The sequence below is a fragment of the Kitasatospora sp. NPDC088346 genome (assembly GCF_044740765.1).
Classification (GTDB): domain Bacteria; phylum Actinomycetota; class Actinomycetes; order Streptomycetales; family Streptomycetaceae; genus Kitasatospora.
On the sequence record NZ_JBIURH010000053.1, the window covers coordinates 1 to 24,211 of the forward strand.

The 24,211-nt window shown below is 75.8% G+C and carries 17 protein-coding genes and 1 pseudogene; 14 read left to right on the top strand and 4 right to left on the bottom strand.

Annotation, left to right across the window (positions count from 1 at the left end; translation table 11 throughout):
* Positions 1 to 222 precede the first annotated feature (222 nt).
* The 6 genes and pseudogenes from ACIOFR_RS36030 to ACIOFR_RS36055 all read left to right on the top strand — a co-directional run bounded on the left by ACIOFR_RS36030 (position 223) and on the right by ACIOFR_RS36055 (position 11,077).
* Positions 223 to 1,188: a hypothetical protein gene (locus ACIOFR_RS36030; protein ID WP_401004065.1), complete on the top strand. Its 966-nt coding sequence runs from the start codon at positions 223 to 225 to the stop codon at positions 1,186 to 1,188.
* Between the two features lie 110 nt (positions 1,189 to 1,298).
* A pseudogene (locus ACIOFR_RS36035) lies at positions 1,299 to 2,547 on the top strand (APC family permease); the annotation flags it as partial.
* 371 nt (positions 2,548 to 2,918) lie between these two features.
* Entirely contained in the window at positions 2,919 to 4,289 is a 1,371-nt protein-coding gene (locus tag ACIOFR_RS36040; RefSeq protein WP_401004067.1) for a dipeptidase, read from the top strand.
* Positions 4,290 to 4,374: 85 nt separating this feature from the next.
* On the top strand, positions 4,375 to 5,508 hold the full coding sequence (locus ACIOFR_RS36045) for a M24 family metallopeptidase (protein ID WP_401004069.1): 1,134 nt from the start codon (positions 4,375 to 4,377) through the stop codon (positions 5,506 to 5,508).
* 266 nt (positions 5,509 to 5,774) lie between these two features.
* Positions 5,775 to 9,653 carry a Pls/PosA family non-ribosomal peptide synthetase gene (locus ACIOFR_RS36050; protein ID WP_401004125.1) on the top strand — a complete coding sequence of 1,293 codons (3,879 nt, stop codon included), beginning with the start codon at positions 5,775 to 5,777 and terminating at the stop codon, positions 9,651 to 9,653.
* Between the two features lie 83 nt (positions 9,654 to 9,736).
* Positions 9,737 to 11,077 carry a M1 family metallopeptidase gene (locus ACIOFR_RS36055; protein ID WP_401004071.1) on the top strand — a complete coding sequence of 447 codons (1,341 nt, stop codon included), beginning with the start codon at positions 9,737 to 9,739 and terminating at the stop codon, positions 11,075 to 11,077.
* A gap of 7 nt (positions 11,078 to 11,084) precedes the next feature.
* Here the strand turns inward: ACIOFR_RS36055 and ACIOFR_RS36060 are convergent, their stop codons facing one another.
* A complete protein-coding gene (locus ACIOFR_RS36060; RefSeq protein ID WP_401004073.1) occupies positions 11,085 to 12,776 on the bottom strand; it encodes a serine/threonine-protein kinase in 1,692 nt (563 codons plus the stop codon).
* A gap of 265 nt (positions 12,777 to 13,041) precedes the next feature.
* Between ACIOFR_RS36060 and hemA the strand changes: the two genes are divergently transcribed.
* From hemA to ACIOFR_RS36080, 4 genes are read left to right on the top strand one after another with little or no spacing between them, the layout of a single operon-like run.
* On the top strand, positions 13,042 to 14,280 hold the full coding sequence (gene hemA / locus ACIOFR_RS36065) for a 5-aminolevulinate synthase (protein ID WP_401004075.1): 1,239 nt from the start codon (positions 13,042 to 13,044) through the stop codon (positions 14,278 to 14,280).
* 10 nt (positions 14,281 to 14,290) lie between these two features.
* A complete protein-coding gene (locus ACIOFR_RS36070) occupies positions 14,291 to 15,526 on the top strand; it encodes an MFS transporter (RefSeq protein WP_401004077.1) in 1,236 nt (411 codons plus the stop codon).
* 39 nt (positions 15,527 to 15,565) lie between these two features.
* Positions 15,566 to 16,540 (top strand): nucleotidyl transferase AbiEii/AbiGii toxin family protein, encoded by a 975-nt coding sequence (locus ACIOFR_RS36075; protein ID WP_401004079.1) that lies wholly within the window; start codon positions 15,566 to 15,568, stop codon positions 16,538 to 16,540.
* Between the two features lie 9 nt (positions 16,541 to 16,549).
* Positions 16,550 to 17,041 (top strand): NUDIX hydrolase, encoded by a 492-nt coding sequence (locus ACIOFR_RS36080; protein WP_401004080.1) that lies wholly within the window; start codon positions 16,550 to 16,552, stop codon positions 17,039 to 17,041.
* A gap of 17 nt (positions 17,042 to 17,058) precedes the next feature.
* Here ACIOFR_RS36080 and ACIOFR_RS36085 read toward each other — a convergent pair whose 3' ends face one another.
* The 3 genes from ACIOFR_RS36085 to ACIOFR_RS36095 form a co-directional block, all read right to left on the bottom strand.
* Positions 17,059 to 17,859: a hypothetical protein gene (locus ACIOFR_RS36085; protein WP_401004082.1), complete on the bottom strand. Its 801-nt coding sequence runs from the start codon at positions 17,857 to 17,859 to the stop codon at positions 17,059 to 17,061.
* Positions 17,860 to 17,934: 75 nt separating this feature from the next.
* Positions 17,935 to 18,681, bottom strand: coding sequence for a (2Fe-2S)-binding protein (locus tag ACIOFR_RS36090; protein WP_401004083.1), 747 nt, complete (start codon positions 18,679 to 18,681; stop codon positions 17,935 to 17,937).
* 43 nt (positions 18,682 to 18,724) lie between these two features.
* Positions 18,725 to 19,843: a hypothetical protein gene (locus ACIOFR_RS36095; RefSeq protein WP_401004085.1), complete on the bottom strand. Its 1,119-nt coding sequence runs from the start codon at positions 19,841 to 19,843 to the stop codon at positions 18,725 to 18,727.
* Positions 19,844 to 20,016: 173 nt separating this feature from the next.
* On the opposite strand from ACIOFR_RS36095, the gene ACIOFR_RS36100 reads away from it, so the two are divergent.
* From ACIOFR_RS36100 to ACIOFR_RS36115, 4 genes are all read left to right on the top strand, one after another.
* Positions 20,017 to 20,715 (top strand): hypothetical protein, encoded by a 699-nt coding sequence (locus tag ACIOFR_RS36100; protein ID WP_401004087.1) that lies wholly within the window; start codon positions 20,017 to 20,019, stop codon positions 20,713 to 20,715.
* A 203-nt stretch (positions 20,716 to 20,918) separates the two neighbouring features.
* Entirely contained in the window at positions 20,919 to 21,311 is a 393-nt protein-coding gene (locus tag ACIOFR_RS36105; protein ID WP_401004088.1) for a hypothetical protein, read from the top strand.
* 83 nt (positions 21,312 to 21,394) lie between these two features.
* A complete protein-coding gene (locus ACIOFR_RS36110) occupies positions 21,395 to 23,590 on the top strand; it encodes a heavy metal translocating P-type ATPase (RefSeq protein ID WP_401004127.1) in 2,196 nt (731 codons plus the stop codon).
* Complete coding sequence (locus ACIOFR_RS36115; RefSeq protein ID WP_401004090.1) at positions 23,587 to 24,105, top strand: copper chaperone PCu(A)C; 519 nt, start codon at positions 23,587 to 23,589, stop codon at positions 24,103 to 24,105. Before ACIOFR_RS36110 ends, ACIOFR_RS36115 begins: the two co-directional genes overlap by 4 nt.
* Positions 24,106 to 24,211: the final 106 nt, after the last annotated feature.

The following is a 24,211-nucleotide window of genomic DNA, read 5'->3' on the forward strand; positions in this document are numbered from 1 at the left end:
CACGGTTGAGCCGATCCCGCCCCACCGACCCACCCGAACGTGGCGCCGGTCACCCCGAAACCCCTGTGAGCCCCCGCACACCGTCGACCCAGCGTGACCACGGGCGGACGCGGAGGTCGCCGCGGTGGGCCCGTCCGGGCGGCCGCGGATGACCGGGGTCACATCCGCCGGTCGAGGTGACGGCGCGTGTCGGTGCGGGCCGGATCTCGGTACGGTCGAAGGGTGAGTGAGCCCGGGAGCGAGACACCCGTCCCGACCAGGTCGGCGAAGACCCTGCTGCGGGCCGGGCTGGCCGACACGCAGCACCTGCCGGAGCAGCTCGCGCTGCTCGCCGTCCAGCTGGAGGGCCACCGGGCCGGGACGGCGGTCGACAAGCTGCGGCGGTCCAGGCCCGACGCGCGGCCCGATGCACTGCGTCACCTGGTGGTGGAGCGCGGCATCCGGCTGACCGTGGTGGAGGGCGGCGCCGTCGGCGGGCCGTTCATGGTGCTGGTGCCGGTCGCCTTCTGCGCCGCGCTGCTGGTCCAGATCCGGATGGTGCTGATGCTGGCCGCGCTGGCCGGCCACGATCCCCGGGCCCGGTCCAGGGTGGCGGAGCTGCTGGTCCTCCAGGGGGTCTATCCGGACGTGGAGCGGGCCGAGGTGGGACTCGCCGAGCTCCCCGAGCTGCCGGTCGCGTCGGGCGAGGGGCGTCTGCCGCGCGGCACCCGGGTGGGGATGGTCCGCCGGATGGCCTACCTGCTGGGAGTGGTCGGACCCGCGGAGCAGAATCCGGGCCGCCTCCGGCAGTTGGCCGGCTGGGTCGGCGTGGCCGTGGTGGTGGCGGTCGGCGTGCTCTTCCCGCTGGTGTGGATCCCGGTGATGGGCCTGGCCTACTTCAAGGGGACCGGGCGGCTCGGCGTGCGCGCGACCGAGTACTACTCCGGCGCCGAGCGGGAGAGTCCCGAGCGGGAGAGCGCCGAACCGCAGCCGCTGCGCGGCAGGCTGCGCCCGTCCGCGGTGCTGGTGATGCTGCGGACGCTGGGCGCCACCGTGCTGCCGCTGCTCGCGCTGCTGCTGGTGGTGGCCACCGACATCCGGCTGGTCGGCAGCAAGCTGGGCGCGGCGCTGTTCGCGGTGGTGGCCGTGTCGGTGGTGGTGGCGACGGTGCAGGGCGTGCGGCACTGGCACCGCCGGCGGCAGGGCTGAGACGGGGCCGGGGGCGGTCACCCGGACGGCGCGCAGCACGGGCGGGGCCGTCGGCGGCGTGGTGGCGTGGGTCGTGACCTGTGCTCGGCGTCGGGCCCTGAGGAGCGCGCATGAGTTCGATGGACCTGCCGGCGGACGGCCGGGGCAGTCCGGAGGCGGCCGGTGAGGTGCGGAGCCGGGCCGTGAGCGCGGTCTCCGCCCCCCCGGCTGACCTGGCTGACCCTGGCGCTGATGACCACCAGCTCGGTCGCCAGCCCGCGGGCCGCACCGACGATGGCGGTGTACGGCCTGGCGTGCGTGTTCCTCTACATCGTCCCGGCGATCGTCTTCCTGCTGCCCACCGCGCTGGTGTCGGCCGAGCTGGCGTCCGGCTGGAACGGCGGCGTCTACAACTGGGTCTCGCAGGGGCTCTCCAAGCCGCTCGGCTTCCTCGCGGTGTGGTGCCGGTTCGCCATGACGATCTTCTACTACCCGAGCCTGCTGGCGTACGTGGCCTCCACCATCGCGTACGTGATCAACCCGGCGCTGGCCAGCGACGGCCTCTACACCGCGCTCGTGATCATGGTGCTGTACTGGACCGGCGTCTGGATCTCCGCGCGCGGCACCGGTGCGGTGGCGGGCCTGGCCTCCTGGGGCCTGGTGGTCGGCACGTTGATCCCGGGTGCGCTGCTGGTGGTGCTGGGCATGGTCTTCCTCGGCCAGGGCAACCCCTCGGCCGCCCCGATGAACGCCGCGCACCTGCTGCCGGCCTGGACGGGCCTGGCCAGCCTGGTGCTGATCGTCAACACCTTCCTCAGCTACTCCGGCATGGAGATGAACGCCGTTCACGTCTCCTCGCTGCGCAACCCGCCCAAGGAGTTCCCGAAGTCGATGTTCCTGGCGACGGGCCTGGTCCTGCTGATCTTCATCCTGCCGGCGATCGCGATCAGCTGGGTCGTCCCGTCCGACCAGCTCAGCCTGACGGCCGGGGTGATGCAGGCCTTCGACGCGTTCTTCCAGTACTTCGACGTCGGCTGGCTCACCCCGGTGATCGCGGTCGGCCTGGTCGCCGCCTCACTGGGCGGCATGCTCACCTGGCTCGCCGGCCCGTCCAAGGGACTGCTGCTGATCTCGCGCCAGGAGGGCTACCTCCCGCCCTTCCTGCAGCAGCTCAACAAGAACGGCGTCCAGCAGAACATCCTGGTCACCCAGGGCATCGTCACCACGGCGATCGCGCTGATGTACGCCTTCATCCCGAACGTCTCCAGCGCGTACCGGATCTTCTCGGTGATCACCACCCAGGTGTACCTGATCGTCTACCTGCTGATGTTCGTGGCCGCGATCCGGCTGCGCAGGCTCCAGCCCGACCACCCGCGCGGCTGCCAACCGGAAGGCCCAGGAACTGTCCGGGCAGCTGGAGGCCGCGGGCTACCCGGTACCGGACCAGGACCAGATCGTCTCCACCCTCGGGACGAGCGGCGGCGCGGTCTGCGAGCAGCCGGCCAGCGTCCTGAAGAACGCGCTCTGGCTGCAGCGCATCGCGAACGGCGCCGCCGGGCCCGGCCAGCGCGCGGTGACCGGGGACCGTCGGGCGATCGGGGTCGAGGCCCTGATCCTCGGCGTCTACTGCCCGGACGAGCTGGACAAGTACCAGGACGGGCTCGACGACCTCAAGACCGACGACACCGTCAAGAACTGAGTCCGCGCAGGAACCCGGTCCGCGCGACACCGCAGCGAGGAGCACCACCGACATGACCCAGGACGCAGCGGACGACGGGCTGGCCCGCCGGATCTCCGAGCTGATGCCCCGAGCCAAGGCCGACCTGGCGGAGCTGGTCGCGATCCCCTCGGTGGCCGACCCCCGGCAGTACCCGCCGGAGAAGTGCCGCCAGGCCGCCGAGTGGCTGGTGGGCGCGTTCACCGAGGCGGGGCTGCGCGACGTGCACCTGGCCGAGACGCCCGACGGAAGCCACGCGGTGCTCGGCCACCGCCCGCCGCCGCCCGGCGCGCCGACCGTGCTGCTGTACTGCCACTACGACGTGCAGCCGCCGCTGGACGACGACGCCTGGACCTCCCCGCCGTTCGAGCTCACCGAGCGCGACGGCCGCTGGTACGGCCGGGGGAGCGCGGACTGCAAGGGCAACATCGTCATGCACCTCACCGCGCTGCGGGCACTCGGCGACGACCTGCCGGTCGGGGTGAAGTTCGTCGCCGAGGGCTCGGAGGAGCAGGGCACCGGCGGCCTGGAGGAGTACGTCCGGGCGCACGTGGACGAGCTGCACGCCGACGCGCTGCTGATCTGCGACACCGGCAACGCCGCCGTCGGCGTCCCGACCGCCACCACCACCCTGCGCGGCCTCGCCAACCTCGTGGTCACCGTCTCCACCCTGGCGGGCGACCTGCACTCCGGGATGTTCGGCGGCCCCGCGCCGGACGCGCTCGCCGCGCTGATCCGGATCCTCGACTCGCTGCGGGACGCGGACGGCGGCACCCGGATCGACGGGCTGGCGGCGGACGGCCACTGGGACGGGGTCGGCTACGACGAGCAGCAGTTCCGCACCGACGCCGGCGTGCTGGACGGGGTGGGGCTCACCGGCTCGGGCAGCGTCGCGGACCGGCTCTGGGCGCGGCCCGCGGTGACCGTCCTGGGCATCGACTGCGCCCGAGTGGTCGGCTCGGCCGCCGCGATCCCGGCCACCGCCCGGGCCCGGGTCAGCCTGCGGGTCCCGCCGGGATCGGACGCGGCCGCCGCGCTCGCCGCGCTGAGCGCGCACCTGCGGGCGGCCGCCCCCTGGGGCGCCCGGGTGGAGATCGAGCCCGAGGGCACCGGGGCGCCGTTCCGTGCGGCCACCGACGGCCGGGCGTACGCCGCCCTCGACCGGGCGGTGCGGGAGGTGTACGGGAGGGAACTCTCCTTCCTCGGCCAGGGCGGATCGATCCCGCTCTGCAACGTGCTCGCCGGCTGCTACCCGGAGGCGGAGATCATCCTGATGGGCGTGGAGGAGCCGCGCTGCCTCATCCACGCGCCGAACGAGAGTGTGGATCCGGCCGAGATCGAGCACATGGCCCACGTCGAGGCGCTGTTCCTGCGACGCTTCGCCGAGACCGCCGTCCGCCGCTGAGACAGGACACCGCTGGAACCGGGGCGCCCCCGAGCCGGGACGCCCCGCCGGGAACCCCGGCCGGACCGAGAGAGGCAGGCAGCAGATGCCGAGCACCCAAGCCGCGCGGCCCTTCACCGCGGAGGACTTCGCCGACCGGATGACCCGGGCCGCCGAGGCGGCCGCCGCCGAGGGGCTGGCCGGCCTGGTCGTCACCCCCGGCCCGGACCTGCTGCACCTCGCGGGCTACCAGCCGGTCGCGATCACCGAGCGGCTGACCGCGCTGCTGCTGGCACCGGGCCGCCGGCCCGTCCTGGTGGTGCCGTCGCTGGAGCGCCCCGACGCCGCCGAGGCCCCCGGCGCCCCGGCGGTGCGGATCGTCGACTGGGCGGACGGCACCGACCCGTACGCGGCGCTGGCCCCGCTGCTGGACCCGCGGGGGCGGTACGGGATCTCGGACGCGGCCTGGGCGATGCACCTGATCGGCCTCCAGGAGGCGTTGCCGGGCACCGCGTACCGCTCGCTCACCCAGGTGCTGCCCATGCTGCGGGCGGTGAAGGACGCCGACGAGCTGGCACGGCTGGCCGGCGCCGGGGGCGCGGCCGACGCGGTGTACCGGGCGATCCTCGGCGTCCGCTTCGCCGGGCGGCGGGAGGCCGAGGTCGCGGCCGACCTGGCCGAGCTGCTGCTCGGGCACGGACACAGCCAGGTGGACTTCACCGTGGTCGGTTCGGGGCCCAACGGCGCCAATCCGCACCACGAGGCCGGTGACCGGGTGATCGAGCGAGGTGACACCGTGGTGCTGGACTTCGGCGGGCTGCGGGACGGCTACGGCTCCGACACCACGCGCACCGTGCACGTCGGCGAGGACGTCCCGGACGAGGTCAGGGAGGTGCACGGGATCGTCCGGAGGGCACAGCAGGCGGCCTTCGAGGCCGTCCGTCCCGGAGTAGAGTGCCAGGAGATCGACCGGGTGGCGCGCAGGGTGATCACCGAGGCCGGTTACGGAGAGTACTTCATCCACCGCACCGGGCACGGCATCGGGCTCACCACCCACGAGCCGCCGTACATGGTGGAGGGCGAGACCCGGCCGCTGGTGCCGGGGATGTGCTTCTCGATCGAGCCGGGGATCTACCTGCCCGGGCGCTTCGGCGTACGGATCGAGGACATCGTCACCGTCACCGCGGAGGGCGGCCGGCGGCTCAACAACACCCCGCACGAGCTCGGAATCGTCTCGTAGCGGGGGATTCGCTGTGGTGTGGCTCACATCCGGCCGGACGGGCTGACGCACCGTCAGATCAACTGACGGACCGTCATGTTCGTTGCCGGGGAATGAGCCTGGTGTCTGACGATGTGTCAGTAAAACTGAAATCAGGCTCAGTTGGGCTGAGTTGGAATCAGCCCGGTCGGATCGGCCCGGGGCTACCATCGGCACCGTTGTCCGCTTTCGACCCGGAGCGAGTGGACGGGGACGAGGACGAGGAGCGCACAGCTGTGACCACCGAGATCGGCACACTGCACGAACCGGAGCTCCGGGAGGACCGGAGCACCGACCCGCGGGCCGTGTTCCCCGGCCGCCCGGCCCCCGCGCCGCGCACCCTGGTCGAGCTGCTGGACGCCACCGCGCGGGCCCACCCGCACGAACCGGCCCTGGACGACGGCCGCACCACCCTCAGCTACACCGCGCTCGCCGCCGAGGTCGACACCCAGCGCCGCCGCCTGGCGGCGGCCGGCGTCGGCCCAGGCGACCGGGTCGGGATCCGGATCCCCTCCGGCACCAACGACCTCTACATCGGCATCCTGGCCGTCCTGGCCGCCGGCGCCGCCTACGTCCCGGTGGACGCCGAGGACCCGGACGAGCGCGCCGAGCTGGTCTTCGGCGAGGCCGACGTGGCCGCCGTCCTCGGCGCCGACCGCGCCCTGACCGTGACCGACGGCCGGCGCGCCGCCCGTGGAAGCGGCCGACCCGGCCCCGAGGACGACGCCTGGATCATCTTCACCTCGGGCTCCACCGGCAAGCCCAAGGGCGTCGCCGTCACCCACCGCAACGCCGCCGCCTTCGTGGACGCCGAGGCCGCGCTCTTCCTCCAGGAGGAGCCGATCGGCCCCGGCGACCGGGTGATGGCCGGCCTCTCGGTCGCCTTCGACGCCTCCTGCGAGGAGATGTGGCTGGCCTGGCGCCACGGCGCCTGCCTCGTCCCCGTCCCCCGCTCCCAGGTGCGCAGCGGCGCGGATCTCGGCCCCTGGCTCGCCGAGCAGGAGATCACCGTGGTCTCCACCGTGCCCACCCTCGCCGCGCTGTGGCCCGCCGAGGCCCTGATCGAGGTCCGGCTGCTGATCTTCGGCGGCGAGGCCTGCCCGCCCGAGCTGGTCCAGCGACTGGTCACCGAGGGCCGCGAGGTGTGGAACACCTACGGCCCCACCGAGGCCACCGTGGTCGCCTGCGCCTCCCTGCTCACCGCCGACGGTCCGGTCAGGATCGGCCTGCCGCTGGACGGCTGGGAACTGGCCGTGGTGGACGAGAACGGCGAGCCCGTCCCGATGGGCGGCAGCGGCGAGCTGGTGATCGGCGGCGTCGGCCTGGCCCGCTACCTCGACGCCGACAAGGACGCCGAGAAGTACGCCCCGCTCAAGACCCTCGGCTGGGACCGCGCCTACCGCAGCGGCGACCTGGTGAAGGCCGAGCCCGAGGGCCTGCTCTTCCTCGGCCGCGGCGACGAGCAGGTCAAGCTCGGCGGCCGCCGGATCGAGCTCGGCGAGGTCGACGCGGCCCTCCAGGCCCTGCCCGGCGTGGCCGGCGCCGCCGCCGCCGTCCGCACCGCCCGCGGCGGCAACCAGCTGCTGGTCGGCTACCTGGTCACCCAGGAGGGCTGGGACCGGGAGGCGGCCGTCGCCCGGCTGCGCGCCGAACTGCCCGCCGCCCTGGTACCGCTGCTCGCCCCGGTCGACTCGCTGCCCACCCGCACCTCCGGCAAGGTCGACCGGGCCGCGCTGCCCTGGCCGCTGCCCGAGCTGGAGAGCACCGGCCCCGCCGAGCAGCTCTACGGCACCGAGGCCTGGCTGGCCGAGCAGTGGAGCGAGATCCTCGGCGTCCCGGTCACCGGCGCCCAGGACGACTTCTTCGCGATCGGCGGCGGCAGCCTCGCCGCCGCGCGCCTGACCACCCTGCTGCGCAGCCGCTACCCGTCCGCCGCCGTCCTGGACATCTACCAGCAGCCGGTCCTGCGCAAGCTCGCCCGGCACCTGGAGCGCTCCGCGCAGGGCGACGGCGCGGCGCGGACGGTCCTGCCCGTGCCCACCCGCGCCAAGGTCCTCCAACTGCTCCTGCTGGTGCCGCTCCTCACCCTGGTCGGGCTGCGCTGGACGGTCGGCCTGCTGGCCCTCGGCAACGCGCTCGCCTGGTTCGGCGACTACCCGTGGGCGCCGACCGCCTCCTGGTGGGCGGTCCTGCCGGCCGGGTTGCTGCTGTTCAGCCCGCCCGGCCGGCTCGCCGTCGCGGCCGGCGGCGCCCGGCTGCTGCTGCGCGGCCTCACCCCCGGCAGCCACCCGCGCGGCGGCAGCGTCCACCTGCGGCTGTGGACCGCCGAACGGCTCGCCGAACTGAGCGGCGCCACCTCGCTCTCCGGCGCCTGGCTGGTGCGCTACGGCCGGGCGCTCGGCGCCCGGATCGCCCCCGAGGTCGACCTGCACTCGCTGCCGCCGGTCACCGGCATGCTCCGGCTCGGACGCGGCTGCGCCATCGAGGCGGAGGTCGACCTGTCCGGTTACTGGCTCGACGGCGACCGGCTGGAGGTCGGCCCGATCAGGGTCGGCTCCGGCGCCGTCGTCGGCACCCGCAGCACGCTCTTCCCCGGCTCCCGGGTCGGCAAGCGCGCCCAGGTCGCGCCCGGCTCCGGCGTCGCCGGCCAGGTCCCGACCGGCCAGCGCTGGGCCGGCGCGCCCGCCGTCAAACTCGGCAAGGCCGACCGCGGCCGCCCCGCGCAGCGCCCGCCCCGCCGGGCCCGCTGGGCCGCGCTGTACGGGGCGAGCGGCCTCGGACTGAGCCTGCTGCCGGTGCTCTCCGGCCTCGCCGCGCTGGCCGTGCTCAGCCGCTTCGTCCACCCCGGGGACGGCCTCGCGGCGGCCCTCACCGGCGCGCTGACCGCCGTGGTCCCCGCCACCCTGGCCTTCGGGCTGGCCTACGCCGTCCTGCTGGTGGCGGCCGTGCGCCTGCTCAGTGTGGGACTGCGCCCCGGCTACCACCCGCTGCACGGCCGGATCGGCTGGCAGGCCTGGACCGTCAGCCAGCTGATGGACCTGGCCCGCGAGACGCTGTTCCCGCTCTACGCGGGCCTGATCACCCCGGTCTGGCTGCGCGCCCTGGGCATGAAGGTCGGCAGCCGGGCGGAGGTCTCCACCGTGCTCGCCCTGCCCAGCCTGACCACCGTCGGCGACGGCGCGTTCCTGGCCGACGACACCCTGATCGCCCCGTACGAGCTGGACGGCGGCTGGGTCCGGCTCGGCGAGGCCGAGATCGGCGAGCGTGCCTTCCTCGGGAACTCCGGGATGACCGCCCCCGGGCGGGCCGTGCCCGACCGGGGCCTGGTCGGGGTGCTGTCCGCGACGCCCAAGAAGGCCAAGAAGGGCAGCTCCTACCTCGGCATGCCGCCGATGCGGCTGCCCCGCTCGGCCGACGCCGGCGACCAGAGCCGCACCTACGACCCGCCCGCCGGACTGCTCTGGGCACGCGGCCTGACCGAGGTCTGCCGGATCGTGCCCGTCCTCGCCTCCGCCGCCCTCGGGGTGCTCACCCTCGCCGGGCTCGCCCTGATCGCCGACGCCGGGAGCCCGCTGCTGGCCGCGCTGCTGTCCGGCGTGCTGCTGCTGGCCGCGGGGACGGCCGCCTGCCTGGTCTCCATCGCCGCCAAGTGGGTGCTGGTCGGCCGGTTCCGCGCCGTCGAGCACCCGCTGTGGAGCGGCTTCGTGTGGCGCAACGAGCTCGCCGACACCTTCGTCGAGGTGCTCGCCGTGCCGTGGCTGATCGGCGCGGTGCCCGGCACCCCCGTCCTCAACCTCTGGCTGCGCGGCCTGGGCGCGAAGGTCGGCCGCGGCGTCTGGTGCGAGAGCTACTGGCTGCCCGAGGCCGACCTGGTCACCCTCGGCGACGGGGTCAGCGTGAACCGCGGCTGCGTGCTGCAGACCCACCTCTTCCACGACCGGATCATGCGGATGGATACTGTGGACCTCCGCGAGGGCGCCACGCTGGGCCCGGGCGGAATCGTGCTGCCGGGCAGCACCATCGGGGCCCGCAGCACGCTCGGGCCGGCCTCGCTGGTGATGCGCGCCGAGTCCGTCCCCGCCGACACCCGCTGGCTGGGCAACCCGATCGAGGCCTGGCAGGCGTAGCCCGCACCAGGCACGACCGCACGACCGCACCGCGCACCACCGCACCGCGCAGTTCCGTAAGACGGCAGGGAGAGTACGCACCGTTGAGCCCCAAGCAGGCGCCGCACCTGGGCGCCGACCCGTACTTCCCCGCCCACGGTGACACCCGCTACCGGGTCCACCGCTACGAACTCGCCCTCGACTACAAGCCCGGCCCCAACCGGCTCGGCGGCTCCGCCCGGCTGAGCGCCGTCGCGGGCGCCGAGCCGCTGCGCGAGTTCGCGCTCGACCTGGCCGAGTTCCGGATCGGCCGGGTCCTGGTGGACGGCCGGGCCGCCCACTACACCCACCGCGCCGGGAAACTGCGGGTCCGCCCGGCCAAGGCCCTGGCGGCCGGTGCCCCGTTCACCACCGAGGTGCACTACAGCGGGAACCCCAAACCGGTCCGCAGCCCCTGGGGCGGCCTCGGCTGGGAGGAACTCACCGACGGCGCGCTGGTGGCCAGCCAGCCGATCGGCGCGCCCTCCTGGTACCCGTGCAACGACCGGCCCGCCGACAAGGCCTCGTACCAGATCGCGATCACCACCCCGTCCGCGTACTCCGTGCTGGTCGGCGGCCGGCTGCTCACCCGCACCTCCCGCGGCGGCTCCACCACCTGGGTGTACGAGCAGTCCGCGCCGACCTCCAGCTACCTGGTGTCCGTCTCGATCGGCCAGTACGCGCCGCTGCGGCTCGACACCCCGGGATCGGGCGCGACCGTCCCGCAGCACGTGTACGTGCCGGCCGGGCTGGAGGCGCTGGCCGCGCACGACTTCGGGCGGCAGCCCGAGATGATGCGGCTGTTCGAGGAGCTCTTCGGCCCGTACCCGTTCGGCTCGTACACGGTGGTCGTCGCCGACGAGGAGCTCGACGTCCCGGTCGAGGCCCAGGGCGTGGCCACCTTCGGCACCAACCACGTGGACGGTCGGCGCGGCTCGGAACGGCTGGTCGCCCACGAGCTCGCCCACCAGTGGTTCGGCAACAGCGTCACCATCGCCGACTGGCGGCACATCTGGCTCAACGAGGGCTTCGCCAAGTACGCCGAGTGGCTCTGGTCCGAGCGCTCCGGCGGCCGGCCCGCCACGGCGCACGCGGCCGTCGCGCACGCCCTGCTGTCCCGGCTGCCGCAGGACCTGCGGCTGGCCGACCCCGGCATGCGGCTGATGTTCGACGACCGGCTGTACGAGCGCGGCGGGCTGGCCGTGCACGCGCTGCGGTGCGCGCTCGGCGAGGAGTCCTTCTTCCGGATGGTCAGGGACTGGGCCGGCCAGAACCGGTACGGCGTGGTCGGCACCGCCGACCTCACCGCCCACGTCCGGTGCTACGCCACTCGGCCGGTGGACGGGCTGCTGGAGGCCTGGCTGCACGAGACGGCACTGCCGATGCTGCCGGTGGCGGCCGGCTGAGGCGGCCCTACTCGCGCGGGAACGACACCAGGACCTTGCCCTTGAGGTTGGTCCGGAAGTAGCCGCCGCCGTACTCGTCGGCCACGTAGTAGGAGACTCCGGCCTCCTTGTCCGACCAGCTGTAGTCCACGATGATGTACCGGCTCGTGGGCTTGGCGACGCCCAGTTCGGCATCGGCCTTGGCCAGCATGGCGGGGAGCTGGGTCCAGTCGACGGAGTCGAGATCGACGGTGTGGTCGCCCGACGTGATCGTGCTGCCCCGGTCGCTGGTGACCTTCCCGTTCCGGTAGCTGAGGTCGTCGTAGAGCTTCGGGTTGGCCTTGGTCGGCACCTCGGCGTTGGCGTACTCGGGGTAGATCGTCGCCTTGACGACCGTCGACGAGCCGGTGGAGGCCCGGATGGCCTCGATCACGCTGCGGACGCCGTCGGGCGTGAGCAGGTCCTTGGTCGCGGCGTTCGTCTTCGCCGGGGCCGCCTTCGGCGAGGCCGGGTCGCCGCCCGTGGTGCGGGCGCCGGTGCTCGCGGCCGTGGACGGCTTCAGGCCCGACCCGGCGGTGCCCGTCCCGCCGGGCTTCAGCCAGCCGTGGCTCACCTTCCAGCCGAGCAGCCCGACCAGCAGCACTCCCGCCACCGCGACCGCCGTCACCGCGCCGGTCCGGCCCCGCCCCGGCGGCTGGGCCGGCCAGGGCTGCTGGGGGTGGCCGCCGGTGCCGTACGGGTGCATCGGGCCGGTGGGGCCGGTCGGGTACGGGGTGCCGGGGAAGGGCGTGTTGAGCTGGGTCTGCGCGTACGGCGCCGGGGTGTTGAGCTGGGTGGGCGAGAACGCGGACGGCACGCCGCCGCCCTGGGTGCCGTCCAGACCCTGCTCGGCGGCGGCGAACAGCCGGTCCAGCTGGTCGGCGTTGGGCCGCACCGCCGGGTCGCGGGCCAGCAGCGCGCTCAGCGTCGGGCCGAGCGGGCCGGAGCGGACCGGCGGGGGCAGCGGCTCGTCGAGGACGGCGGCGAGCGTCGCCAGGCTGGTCGAGCGGCGCAGCGGGTGGTGGCCCTCCACGGCGACGTACAGCATCATGCCGAGCGACCACAGGTCCGAGGACGGGTTGCCCTCCTCGCCGCGGATCCGCTCGGGGGCGATGAACTCCGGCGAGCCGATCAGCGAGCCGGTCGCGGTGAGGCTGGTCGACTCGCTGAGCGCGGCGATGCCGAAGTCGGTCAGGACGGGGGTTCCGTCGGTGCGCAGCAGGACGTTGGCGGGCTTCACGTCGCGGTGCTGGATGCCGGCGGCGTGCGCGGCGCGCAGCGCGGAGAGCACGCCGCGGCCGATCCGGGCGGCCTCCTGGGCCGACAGCGGGCCCTGGCTGATCCGGTCGTGCAGGGAGCCACCGGTCACCAGCTCCATCACCAGCCAGGGGTGGGGAAGTTCGGCGTTGTCGACGATGTGGTAGATGATCACCACGTTGGGGTGCTGGAGCCGGGCCAGGGCCTGCGCCTCGCGCAGCACCCGTTCCCGCAGCTCGTGGGCGGCCGCCGGGTCGGCCGCGAGCATCGCCGGGTCCGGCGGGCGGACCTCCTTGAGGGCGACCTCGCGCTGGAGCACCGTGTCGCGGGCACGCCACACCAGGCCCATGCCGCCGCCGCCGAGTCGCTGCAGCAGCTCGAAGCGGCCGTCGATGAGCTGGGATCCAGCCTCCCCTGTAGTCATGCCGGTCATCGTAGGTGCTGCGGGGGACAGCCGTGGACGCGGCCGGCGGCCGTCCGGCGCCGGGCCGCGCGGCTGCGGCTCCGGTCGTGAACGCACGGCAGCGGCACCGGCGGTAGCCCGGACGGGACACCGCCGGGACGCGACCGGGACCGGTGACCCGGGTGGTCGGGACGGCGGGCCGCCTAGGTTCGGCGACGTGCCCGCAGGACGGGCGCGGGAGGCGGCCCCACCGCGGGGCCGCGCCGAGCGGACAGGAGGCACTCCGTTGTTCGACTACCCCGGTTTCTTCGCCGACCGGATCGAGGCCATCAAGGAGTCCGGCCAGTACCGGACCTTCGTCGAGATCGAGCGCCTGGCCGGGAGGTTCCCCCAGGCCCTGCACCACGGACCGGACGGCCCGCGGGAGGTCACCGTCTGGTGCAGCAACGACCACCTGGGCATGGGCCAGCACCCCGCGGTGCTCCGCGCCATGCAGGACACCATGCTGAAGTCCGGTGCCGCGGCCGGTGGTTCGCGCAACATCTCGGGCACCACCCCGCACCACGTCGCGCTCGAACGGGAGGTCGCCGACCTGCACGGCACCGAGAGCGCCCTCACCTTCATCACCGGCTACGCCGCCAACGACGCGGCGCTGTACGTCCTCGGGCGCCACCTGCCCGACGCGGTGTTCCTGTCCGACCGGCTCAACCACGCCTCGATGATCCTCGCGATGCGCGCCAGCGGCGCCGAACGCCGGATCTTCGCGCACAACGACCCCGCCGACCTCGACCGGCAGTTGCGCGGCCTCGACCCGGACCGGCCGAAGGTGGTCGCCTTCGAGTCGGTGTACTCGATGGACGGCGACGTCGCCCCGATGGCCGAGCTGTGCGCCGTCGCCCGGCGGTACGGCGCCCTGGTGTACGTCGACGAGGCGCACTCCGTCGGCATGTACGGCCCGCAGGGCGCCGGCATGGCGGCGCAGCTCGGCATCGGCCGCGAGGTCGACCTGCTGATGGGCACCTTCGCCAAGGGGTACGGGACCGCCGGCGGCTACCTCGCCGGGCCCGCGCCGCTGGTGGACGCCGTCCGCAGCTTCGCGCCCGCCTTCATCTTCACGCTCTCCATGCCGCCGGCGCTCGCCGCGGCGGCCCTGGCGAGCGTGCGGCACCTGCGCACCAGCGAGGAGGAGCGCCGGCTGCTGCGCCGGCGCTCCGGCCTGCTCAAGGAACTGCTCCGGGAGGCGGGGATCCCGCTGGTGAGCGACCAGAGCCACATCGTGCCGGTGCTGGTGGGGGACGCCCACCGCTGCCGGCGGCTGGCCGGTCTGCTGCTGGAACGGCACGCGATGTACGCCCAGCCGATCAACTTCCCGAGCGTGCCGGCCGGCACCGAGCGGCTGCGGATCAACCCCTCGCCGGTGCACCGACCGGACCAGGTGTACGCGCTGGCCCGGACGCTGGACCGGCTCTGGGACGAGCTGCGACTGCCCAGGGCGGCCGACGACTTCCCGTGCCTGGCGGCCTGAGGGCCGGGCGGTGAGCGACCTCGGCCGAGCGGTCTCCGCCCGTCCGCCGGCCGGGCCGGCCCCCGACCCGGCGGGCGGCGCCGGCCGGACCGGCCACCCCCTGCTGTTCCTCCTCCTCTTCCTGATGGGCGCCGAGACGTTCCTGGTGGCACCCCTGCTGCCGCGGATCGCGGCGGACCTGCACACCGGCACCGGTGCCGCCGCCCAGGTGGTCACCGCCTACGTGCTCACCTACGCGCTCGCCGCGCCCCTGCTCGGCCCCCTCGCCGACCGGGTGCCGCGGCGCTGGCCGATCGGCGTCGGCGGCCTGGTCTTCCTGACCGGGAACGTCCTGTGCGCGTCCGCCGGCAGCCTGGGCGCCCTGACCGCCGGCCGCGCGGTCACCGGGCTGGGGGGCGCGGCGGCGGCCCCCGCCCTGTGGGCGTACCTGGCCGAGACCTCGGCCCCGGACCGGCGCGGGCGGACGCTCGCCGCCGGCGCGGCCGGCTACGCCCTGGGACAGGTGCTGGGTGTTCCGCTCGGCGCGCTGCTGGCCCAACTCGCCGGCTGGCGCTGGGCGTTCCTGGCGGTCGCGGCCGGTCTCGGACCGATCGCCGCCGTCGTGCTGCTCCGGCTGCCCGGCGGCCGGCCCGGCCCGCGCGGCCCGTTCCTCGCGGGGTTCGCGGTCTGGCGGCAGCGCCGGGTGCGGCGCTCGCTGCTGGCGACGGGGGCGCTGCAGGCCGGGCGGCTCGGCGCGTACACCTTCGTCGGCGTGCTGTTCGCCCGCCGATTCGGCTTCGACACCGGGCAGTTGGGCCTGGTCGGCCTGCTCGCGGGGACCGGTGCGCTGGCCGGCTCGCTGGCCGGCGGGCGGACGGTCGACCTGGCCCGGGCCCGGGGCCGTCCGGAGGGGCTGCCCGCGGCCGGCTGGGCCCTGCTCTTCGCGGCGGCCGCCGCCGTCGGGCTGACCGCCGGCCGGCCGGGCCCCGCGCTGGCCGCGCTGTTCGTCTGGTCGGCGGCCGGCGGCGCCTTCTACACCACCCAGCAGACCGGCCTCGGCAGCCTCGACCCTGCCCGGCGGGCCGCCCTGCTGTCCTGGAACAGCACCTTCGACCACCTGGGCGCGGCCGCCGGCACCGCGCTCCTGGGCCTGCTGCCGCTCGCGGGCCCGGCGTTCGTCCTCACCGCAGCCGGTCTGGGACTGCTCGCGGCGCTGCTCGCGGTCGGGGCGCGGCCCGGGTCGGGCGCTGTCGGTGCCCGCGGCTAGGGTCGGTCACCGGCGATCGGACGGGAGGGGGGTGCGGCGGTGGCCGATCCTGACGCGCCGGCGTGGCGGTCGGCCCGCCGGGCGGTGCTGGACCACCTCCTCGGCCTGCTGGCCGAACCGGCCTGGAGCCACGGCCTCGTCCTGCGCGGCAGCATGTGCATGGTGGCCTGGGCCCCGCGCGGCTGCCGCGAGCCCGCCGACCTGGACTGGATGGTCCCGCCGCTGCCGGGCGGCGGCGGGACGCCGTACCCGTTCACCGACTCGCTGGAGTCCGTCCAGCAGTGGCCCGAGGCGTTCGACGGCGCGGCGCGCTACGAACCCTGGCGCGAGGAGGAGTTCGGGACCGCGGGGACCAGGCCGCTCCTCCCGCCGGAGGGCCTGAACTGGGCCCCGGCCCCCGAGGAGCCCTTCGACCCCGGCGCCGAACTGGCCGCGGCCATCCGGCGCAGCCCGCGCGCCGCCCCCGGCATCGTCCTCGACCCGGACCGGATCCGGGTCGACGGGCAGTGGACGTACCAGCAGTACGAGACCCCCGGCATCCGGCTGCTCGTCCCCTGGCACGCGGACGGCCGGCCGCCCGGCGAGATCGGGATCGACTTCGCCCGCGACGAACGGCTGCCGCAGGCGCCCGTGCTGACCGCCGTCCCCAGGGCGGACGGCGGACGGCCGACTGTCCTGCGTACGGCGAGCCGCGAACTCTCGCTCGCCTGGAAACTGCTCTGGCTGCACAGCGACTGGACCACCGGCGGCCGTTCCCGGGGCAAGGACCTCTATGACGCCGTGCTGCTCGCCGAGTCCCCGCGGACCCTGCTCCCGGACCGCCTGCTCAGGTCCGTCCTGCGGCACGCCCTCGGCGCCGACGCCGGTGGATGGGAACCGTCGGCGGTGCGGCGCTGGGACGTGGAGTGGGACACCTTCCGCGCGCGGTACCCCCGGGTGCGCGGCACGGCGGAGGACTGGACCGGCCGCCTCGAAAGGGCGTTGGGGCCCGCGCCGGGCCGTCCGTCGCCGTAGGCTCGTCCCGTGTCAACTGACCTGCCGTCGGTGACGGTCGACGAGGGAGTGACGGTACCCGTGCCGCGGGACGGCGAGGTCTGGGCCGTCGGCGCGGTCGTCCTGGACGGGGAGGGCCGGGCCTTCGTCCAGCGGCGCAGCCCCGAACGCAGGCTCTTCGCGGACTGCTGGGACGTGGTCGGCGGCCATGTCGAGCCCGGCGAGAGCCTGCTCGCGGCACTCGCCCGCGAGGTGGCCGAGGAGACCGGCTGGCGGCTGCGCCGGGTACGGGAGTTGCTCGACACCAGCACCTGGACCGGCGACGACGGCCGGGGCCTGCGGCACGAGGTCGACTTCCTGGTCGAGGTCGACGGCGATCCGGCGCACCCGGTGCTGGAACGGGGCAAGCACACCGAGTTCGCCTGGATCGGCCCGTCCGAGCTGCCCCGCCTGCGCGAGAACCGTCCGCCGCAGGACGCCTTCATCCACGACCTGGTCGCCCGGGCCCTGCGGGTGCGCTGACCCGGTGACCCGTCCGGTCAGCGCGGCGGGACTCCGAGGTACCGCAGGAGTTCCTCGTTGGTGGACAGGTCCGCTGCGGTCGGCGCCTGGACGTCCACCCGGGCGCCGAGGTCGGAGTGGCCGGTGGTCGTGGTGCGCGGGCCGGTGGACGTGTCCTCGGTCTCCGTGCGCCTGATCAGCTCTCCGCCGTCGCCGACCCAGAAGTCGGCGGTGACCGTGCTGGTGCCGTCGGCCGCCAGCGACCGGGCGACCTCCGCCCGCTCGTCGGCGGACAGCCCGGTGGCGTAGTAGTCGACGGCGGGCATCCGGACCCGCAGGCGGGTGCAGTGGACCTTGCCGGCGTCGCTCCCGCCGAGGTTCTCCGCCGTGTCCGAGGCGGCAGCGGCGGCGAGGCCGGTCACGGGGTCGAGCTGCCGGCGGAGCCGGAGGAAGCCCCCGGGCGTGTTGAACCACGCCGCACGGGCGGCCCAGGCGTTGGAGGGCCGGCCCTCGGGGCCGTCGATGCGCAGCCACTTCAGACCCGCCCAGGACGCGTCCTGGTAGGCGGCGCCGTCCACGACGTGCACGCCGGTCCCGAGGTCGGCCCGTACCTCCGGTTCCGCCCAACTCGCCTTCACCACCCGGCGCTCGACACCGTCCGCCTGCTCGATGTCGATCCGCTCCGTCGCGCTCCGGGCCCGGTCCATCGTCTCGGCGGCCCGGCGCAGCAGGTCACGGGCGGTCGGCTCGGCGGGCGCCGGATCGGAACAGGCGGTCAACCCTGCGGCGAGAGTGAGGGTCACGACGGCGGCGAGAGCCGCGGTACGGGCGGTGTGCACGGTGATTCCTTCGACGGGACGGCTGCCAGGCTACGGCCTGCCCGCGAACGGCCCACGGGTGGGGTGACCGGCCCGCTACCGGCCCGCGGTGCGGGGGCGGGGGCGGGGTGCGGTGTCGAGGACGCAGTCGCCGCACAGACCGCCGCCCGGGACCCGGTAGTACAGGCAGCAGGTGGTGCGGCGGAACGACGGGGGGCCGCCGGGGGTGGAGGTTCCGGTGCCCGCCAGCGGCGGCAGGGTCAGCAGCGAGGCCACCCATGTCCCCGCTCCGGAGCCTATGTGACGCTCCGTCAGCATGCGGGCGGTGCCGACCAGGGCGGAGGCGGCGTTGCCCCACAGCAGTCGCTCCGCGACCGGTGCCACCGAGCGGACGGCCTCGCCGAGCGGCGCCAGGACGCCTTCGACCGTGCCCCGGTGCAGGGCGTCCACCGGATCGCCGGTGACGGCGTACGCGCCGGGTGCCGGCAGCCAGAGGTCGAGCGGGCCGCCGGGCGGGAGTCGGATGTGCGCCCGGTCCGGGTGGAGGTCGGCGGCGCCGCCGAGGGCCGCCACGCCGAGGGCCACCGACCAGAGCCGGGCCGCGAGGCCGAGATGGACCACCGAGGCGGCCACCCGGGGCTCGTCGGTGCGCAGTTGGCCCGCGGCGTACCGGATCCGCCGCGCCAGGTCGGTGTCCGGCCCCGGAGCGAACAGGTCGCGCAGCGGGCGGAAGCCCTCCGGCGGGCCGTCGGCCGGGTCGGAGACGTCCACGCGGAAGTACGGGCCGACGGCTCCGACCAGGCGGAGCACCTCGGACGCGGGGAAGGGTTCGGCATCGGGCACGGGTGCCATGGTGGCACGCCCGGCGGGCCGCGGCCGGGCCGGATCAGGGGTGGCGGGCCGCGGCCGAGTCGGGGGCGAGCTGGAGGGCCGAGACGTCGACGGCTTCGAAGTCCGCGCCGGTGAGGGCCCCGAGGCGGGCGAGGGCGGTGTTGTCCCAGCGGTCGTCCTGGGTGCCGCTGACGTACCAGGCCGAGCCGTTGTCGGCGACGATCGCGCCGTAGGTCTTCAGGGCCTGGGCGACGGCCCTGGCCTGGGGCGGGAGCCCCGAGACGTCGACGCCGGCCTTCAGCCGCAGCCGGAGGCCCATCGGCGGCAGGGCGGCGTCGGTGCTGCTGCCGGCCTGGTGCCGGGCGGGCCAGAGGGCGGCCTTGCGGCTGCGCGGGACGGTGATCCGCAGCGCGTGGTCGATGGTGCCGCCGCTCGCCTCGTCGTAGCGGGCGAGGCCGGGCAGGATCGGCAGGCCGGCGGCGTCGGCGGAGGTCCGGCCGGTCGGGCGCAGCGCGTTCGAGCGGAGGTCGAAGACCGCGCCGGAGGCGGCCCGCCAGGAGCCGTCGCCCTGCGGGTGGGCGTCGTAGAGCTCGTAGGCCGGGATCGGGTACGGGCCGCGGTCGCTCTCCTCGGCGTAGTCGAAGGCGACCCGGGCGGTGGGTGTCCCGGGCGGGACGGCGGTGATCGGGATGCCGAAGGGCGCGCCCTCCCAGGTGCCGGCGCCGAAGTCGGCCTTGAGGTGCTTGGCCGTGCCGATGGCGGCGACGAGCGCGGCGGAGTCCGCAGCGGCGGGCAGCCGGTCGACCGGGGTGCGCCAGATGCTGTCGGCGGGGGCGACCGGGCAGCCCCCGAGGTCGGCGGCGCCGCCGGCGGCCGGCGCGGTCGTCGTGGCCGGCCCGGCCGGGCTGCCGCCGGCCGAGGACGCGGCGGAAGCGGGCTGCTCGGCCCGGGGGGACGGGGTGTCCGGCGGGCCGACGGCCGGGACCGGGGCCGGGGGCGCCGGCTCGGCGGCGGCCGGGGTGGGCGTACCGGCGCGGTCCGGGGACTGGAGCAGTACGACCGCCAGGCCGGTCACGGCGCACAGGGCGACCGAGCCGACGGCCAGACGGGCGCGTCCGGGCGGACGCGACGGGCGGCGCGGACGACGGCGCGGACGGCGGGGCGGAGGGGTCACGCGGGACGCGCCTTTCGCCGGGGGACGGGCGACACCCGGCAGTGAACCCAGCGCGCCGCGGCCTGTCAAGCGGTACGCGACCCGGGGTGCGCCGAGGTCGGACGGCATCGGCGTCACGGTCCGTCAGGGCGCTGCCGGGCGGGCCCGTGGGGCCGTGCCATGATGAGCGTGCCATGTTCCCGTCGACGCGGTCGCGCGCGGTGCGCGCCCTCCTCTTCTCCGGGGTCTGCACGACCCTCGGAGCTCTGGCGCATGCCTTCGCCGGCGGTGGACCGGCCGCCCTGCCAGCCGTCCTGACGGGCGGTGCGCTGACCCTCGGGGCGGCGCTGGCGCTGACCGGTCGGGAACGCGGGCCGCTGGCCGTGACGACCGGGGTGCTGGCCTCGCAGGTGTGGCTGCACCTGTGGTTCGCCGCCTGGACGGTCCGGCCCGGCGGCCCGGGCGCCGTCGATCCCGTCCGGCTGGTGCTGGACCGCCTGCTCTGCCCGGCCGGGGTGCACCGGCCCATCCAGCCGGACGAGGCCGCCGAACTGCTGCGCGCGGCCGGTCTCGACGTCGGTGCGCCCGCGCCGTCGGCCCCGCCGCACGCCCACCCGGACTGGCGGATGACGGCGGCGCACCTGCTGGCCGCACTGGCCTGCGCCTGGTGGCTGCGGCAGGGCGAGGCCGCGTTCTTCCGGCTGCTGCCCGTGCTCGGCCCGGTGGTGCGGTTCGTGCGGTGGGCGCTGCTGCTCTCGGTGGTGACCGGCTGCCCGGCGCCGCCGCCGGGGCCCCGGCCGGCCGAGCGGGCCTGCGGTCCGTACCGGCCGCCGCTGCTGCGGCACTCGCTGGACGGCCGGGCGCCGCCGGTCTCGTACGCCCCGACGGCCTGACCGCCGGGGCACCCGCCGCAGCGCCGCCCGCCCCGGGGACGACCCCGGCACGACGGGTGGACTGCTTCCTCCCCTTCACCGTGCCGTGGGGCGCCTCCGGCCGGCTGCCGAGACCGGCTGCCGATCGCCGCCCGCGCCCGCCGCGGCACGTCCTCCTCCGGCCTGCGCCGATGCGGTGCGGCCGACTCCTTCCGGAGAGTCAGATGAGCAGTACGACGATGACCGGTCCACCCCCGCAGGACCACCCGGCCCGCCCCGCCCCGCCCGCAGGCCCCGCCCGACCGACCCGCCCCGGCCGCCCGGCGCGCCTGCTCGCGTGCTTCGGGCTGATGCTGGCGCTGCTGTTCGGGGCCTCGTACGGCCTCGGCCGGGTCGTGGGGCCGGTCGCACCGGGCCTGGCCCCGGCCGGGACGGACCGCCACGACCCGGGCGGCCGGCCCGGCGACGACGGGCACGGCGGCGGCGACCAGGGCGACGGCGACGGGATGTCCGGCATGACGATGGGCGCCCCCGCGCCGTCCGCCGTGGCTGTGACCGTGCCGGTGGCCCCGCCCGCGGCGGAGACCGTGGCGGACACCGCGGCGGTGGCCCGGTGAGCGCCCGCGCGGCCGGGACGCCCGCCCGGCAGTCCGCGCAGTCGCGGACCGAGCCCGTCACCACCGACCTGGTGGTCGGCGGGATGACCTGCGGGGCCTGTGTGGCCCGGGTGGAGAAGAAGCTGTCCCGGCTGGAAGGGGTGAGCGCGGGGGTCAACCTGGCGACCGGCCGGGCCCGGGTGCTGCACCCGGCCTCGCTGGATCCGGCGGAGCTGGTCGCGGCGGTCGAGGCCGCGGGCTACACGGCGGAGCTTTCCGACGAGGCGCCGGCGGCCCCGGCGCTGCACGAAGACCTCCTGCCCGGTTGGCAGTTGGCGGTGGTCGCGGCGCTGGCGGTGCCGGTGATCGTCCTGGCGATGGTGCCGGCGCTGCAGTTCCGGGGCTGGCAGTGGGTCAGTTTCGCGCTCGCCGTGCCGGTGGTGACCTGGGGCTCGGCGGAGTTCCACCGCCGGGCCTGGCGCGGGCTGCGGCACGCCACCGGGACGATGGACAGCCTGGTCAGCCTCGGCATCCTCGCCTCGGCCGGCTGGTCGGTGTACGCGCTGCTGTTCGGCGGTGCGGGGGAACTGGGCATGGAGATGCCGTTCTCGCTGACCGCGCAGGCGGGGGAGGGGGCGCACGTCTACCTGGAGGCCGCGGTCGGGGTGCCGCTGTTCGTGCTGTGCGGGCGGTGGCTGGAGGGCAGGGTCCGGGACCGGACCGGGTCGGCGCTGCGGGCGCTGGCGGAGCTCGGCGCCAAGGACGTCTGCGTCCTGGACGACGGTGTCGAGCGCCGCATCCCGATCGATCGGCTCCTGCCCGGGCAGCGGTTCGTGGTCCGGCCGGGCGAGAAGGTGGCGACCGACGGCGTGGTGCTGGAGGGCGGTTCCGCGCTGGACCTCTCCCTGCTGACCGGCGAGAGCATGCCGGTGGAGGTCGGCCCGGGCGACCGGGTGACCGGTGCGACGCTGAACGTGGGCGGGCGGCTGCTGGTCCGCGCGACCGAGGTCGGCCGGGACACCCAACTGGCCCGCATCACGGCCCTGGTGGTGGACGCCCAGACCGGCAAGGCCAGGTCGCAGCGGCTCGCCGACACGGTGGCCGGGGTGTTCGTGCCGTGCGCGCTGGCGATCGCGGTCTGCGTCCTGGGCTTCTGGCTGGGCGCCGGCGCCCAGCCGGCGGCCGCGGTCACGGCGGCCGTCGCGGTGCTGGTGGTGGCCTGCCCCTGCGCCCTCGGCCTGGCCACGCCCACCGCCCTGCTGGCGGCGACCGGCCGCGGTGCGGAGCTCGGCGTGCTGGTGCGCGGCCCGGAGGTGCTGGAGAGCCTGCGCGGGATCGACACGGTGGTGCTCGACAAGACCGGCACCCTGACCAACGGCCGGATGGAACTGCTGGAGGCGGTGGCCGTGCCCGGTGCCGACCTGGACGCGGTGTTCCGGCTGGCGGGTGCACTGGAGGACCACTCGGAGCACCCGGTCGGCCGGGCCGTGACCGCGGCGGCCCGCCGCCGCTGCGGCGACGACCTGCCGGCCGTGCACGGGTTCGCGGCCGAGCCGGGCACCGGTGTGAGCGGCGAGGTGGCCGGCGTCGCCGTCCGGGTGGTGCGGCCGACGGCGGCCGGGCCGCTGCCGGACGCCCTGGCCGCCGCGCTGCGCAAGGCCGACACCGACGGGCGGACGGCCGTCGTGGTGGAGCTGGACGGTACGGCGGCCGCCCTGCTCGTGGTCGGCGACAGCCTCCGCGCCGGCAGCTACCGCACGGTCCACCGGCTGCGCGGGATCGGCCTGACACCGGTCCTGGCGACCGGGGACGGCCCGGGCGCGGCCCGCGCGGTGGCCGAACACCTGGGCATCGCCGAGGTGCACGCGGGCGCATCGCCGGAGCGCAAGGCCGAGCTGGTCGCCGAACTGCGGTCGGCCGGACGGACGGTGGCCGTGGTCGGCGACGGGGTGAACGACGCGGTGGCGCTGGCCGCCGCCGACCTCGGTGTGGCGCTCGGCTCGGGCACCGACGTGGCGATCGGCGCGGCCGGACTGACCCTGGTGCGCGGCGAGATCGAGACCGTGGTGGACGCGGTGCTGCTCGCCCGGCGCACCCTCGCCACCGTCCGGGCCAACCTCGGGTGGGCGTTCGGCTACAACCTGGTGCTCGTCCCGCTGGCCGCCGTCGGCCTGCTCAACCCGATGCTGGCCGGGCTGGCGATGTCGGTCAGCTCCGTGCTGGTGGTCGGCAACAGCCTGCGGCTGCGCACCTGGCGCCCCGCCCAGGCCCGGCCGGTGCGGCAGGGGGCGGGTCGATGAGGACGCGCCGGAACGCCCTGGCGGCCGCCGCGCCGGTCGGCGCGGGCGCCGTCACCCTGCTGGTGCTCGCCGGGTGGGTCGGGCTCGGCGGCGCGGGCCGCTCGCGCCCGGTCGAGGTGGACCAGGGCTGGGTGCTGATCGGCCCGGGCGGGAGCCCGGTGTCCACCTCGGCGTTCTTCACGGTCCGCAACCCCGGCGACGTGCCCGACCTGCTGCTCGGGGCGAGTACCGCGCTCTCCGGGCGGGTGGCCCTGAGCCGGCACGAGCACCGTGACGGGGGCGCCCGGCCGGCCGAGACCGACGCGCTGGCGGTGCCGGCGCGCGGCGCGCTGACGATGGACCTGATGAGCGCGGACCTGGTGCTGTCCCGGCCGGGACCGCTGGTCCGGGGTCAGCGGGTGGAGTTCCGGCTGAGGTTCCGGCGCAGCGGGGAGGTGCGGGCGACGGCGGTCGCCGTGACCCCGCAGGAGCTCTCCGGCCTGCTCGCGGGCGCCCGTACGGCGGGAGCCGCCTAGCGGACGGGCCCTGTGCCCCGGCCGGCCGGGCCCGGGCTGCGGTCTCATCGCCCGGACGGCTCCGGCCCCCGTCGTAGCGGCCGGAGGGGTTCCGGAAGAAATCCGC

Bases quoted from the DNA above. Each gene is read 5' to 3' on its own strand.
- ACIOFR_RS36040 (WP_401004067.1), top strand. From the start codon at position 2,919: ATGACCCAGGACGCAGCGGACGACGGGCTGGCCCGCCGGATCTCCGAG.
- ACIOFR_RS36045 (WP_401004069.1), top strand. From the start codon at position 4,375: ATGCCGAGCACCCAAGCCGCGCGGCCCTTCACCGCGGAGGACTTCGCC.
- ACIOFR_RS36060 (WP_401004073.1), bottom strand. From the start codon at position 12,776: ATGACTACAGGGGAGGCTGGATCCCAGCTCATCGACGGCCGCTTCGAG.
- ACIOFR_RS36100 (WP_401004087.1), top strand. From the start codon at position 20,017: ATGTTCCCGTCGACGCGGTCGCGCGCGGTGCGCGCCCTCCTCTTCTCC.
- ACIOFR_RS36105 (WP_401004088.1), top strand. From the start codon at position 20,919: ATGAGCAGTACGACGATGACCGGTCCACCCCCGCAGGACCACCCGGCC.
- ACIOFR_RS36110 (WP_401004127.1), top strand. From the start codon at position 21,395: ATGACCTGCGGGGCCTGTGTGGCCCGGGTGGAGAAGAAGCTGTCCCGG.
- ACIOFR_RS36115 (WP_401004090.1), top strand. From the start codon at position 23,587: ATGAGGACGCGCCGGAACGCCCTGGCGGCCGCCGCGCCGGTCGGCGCG.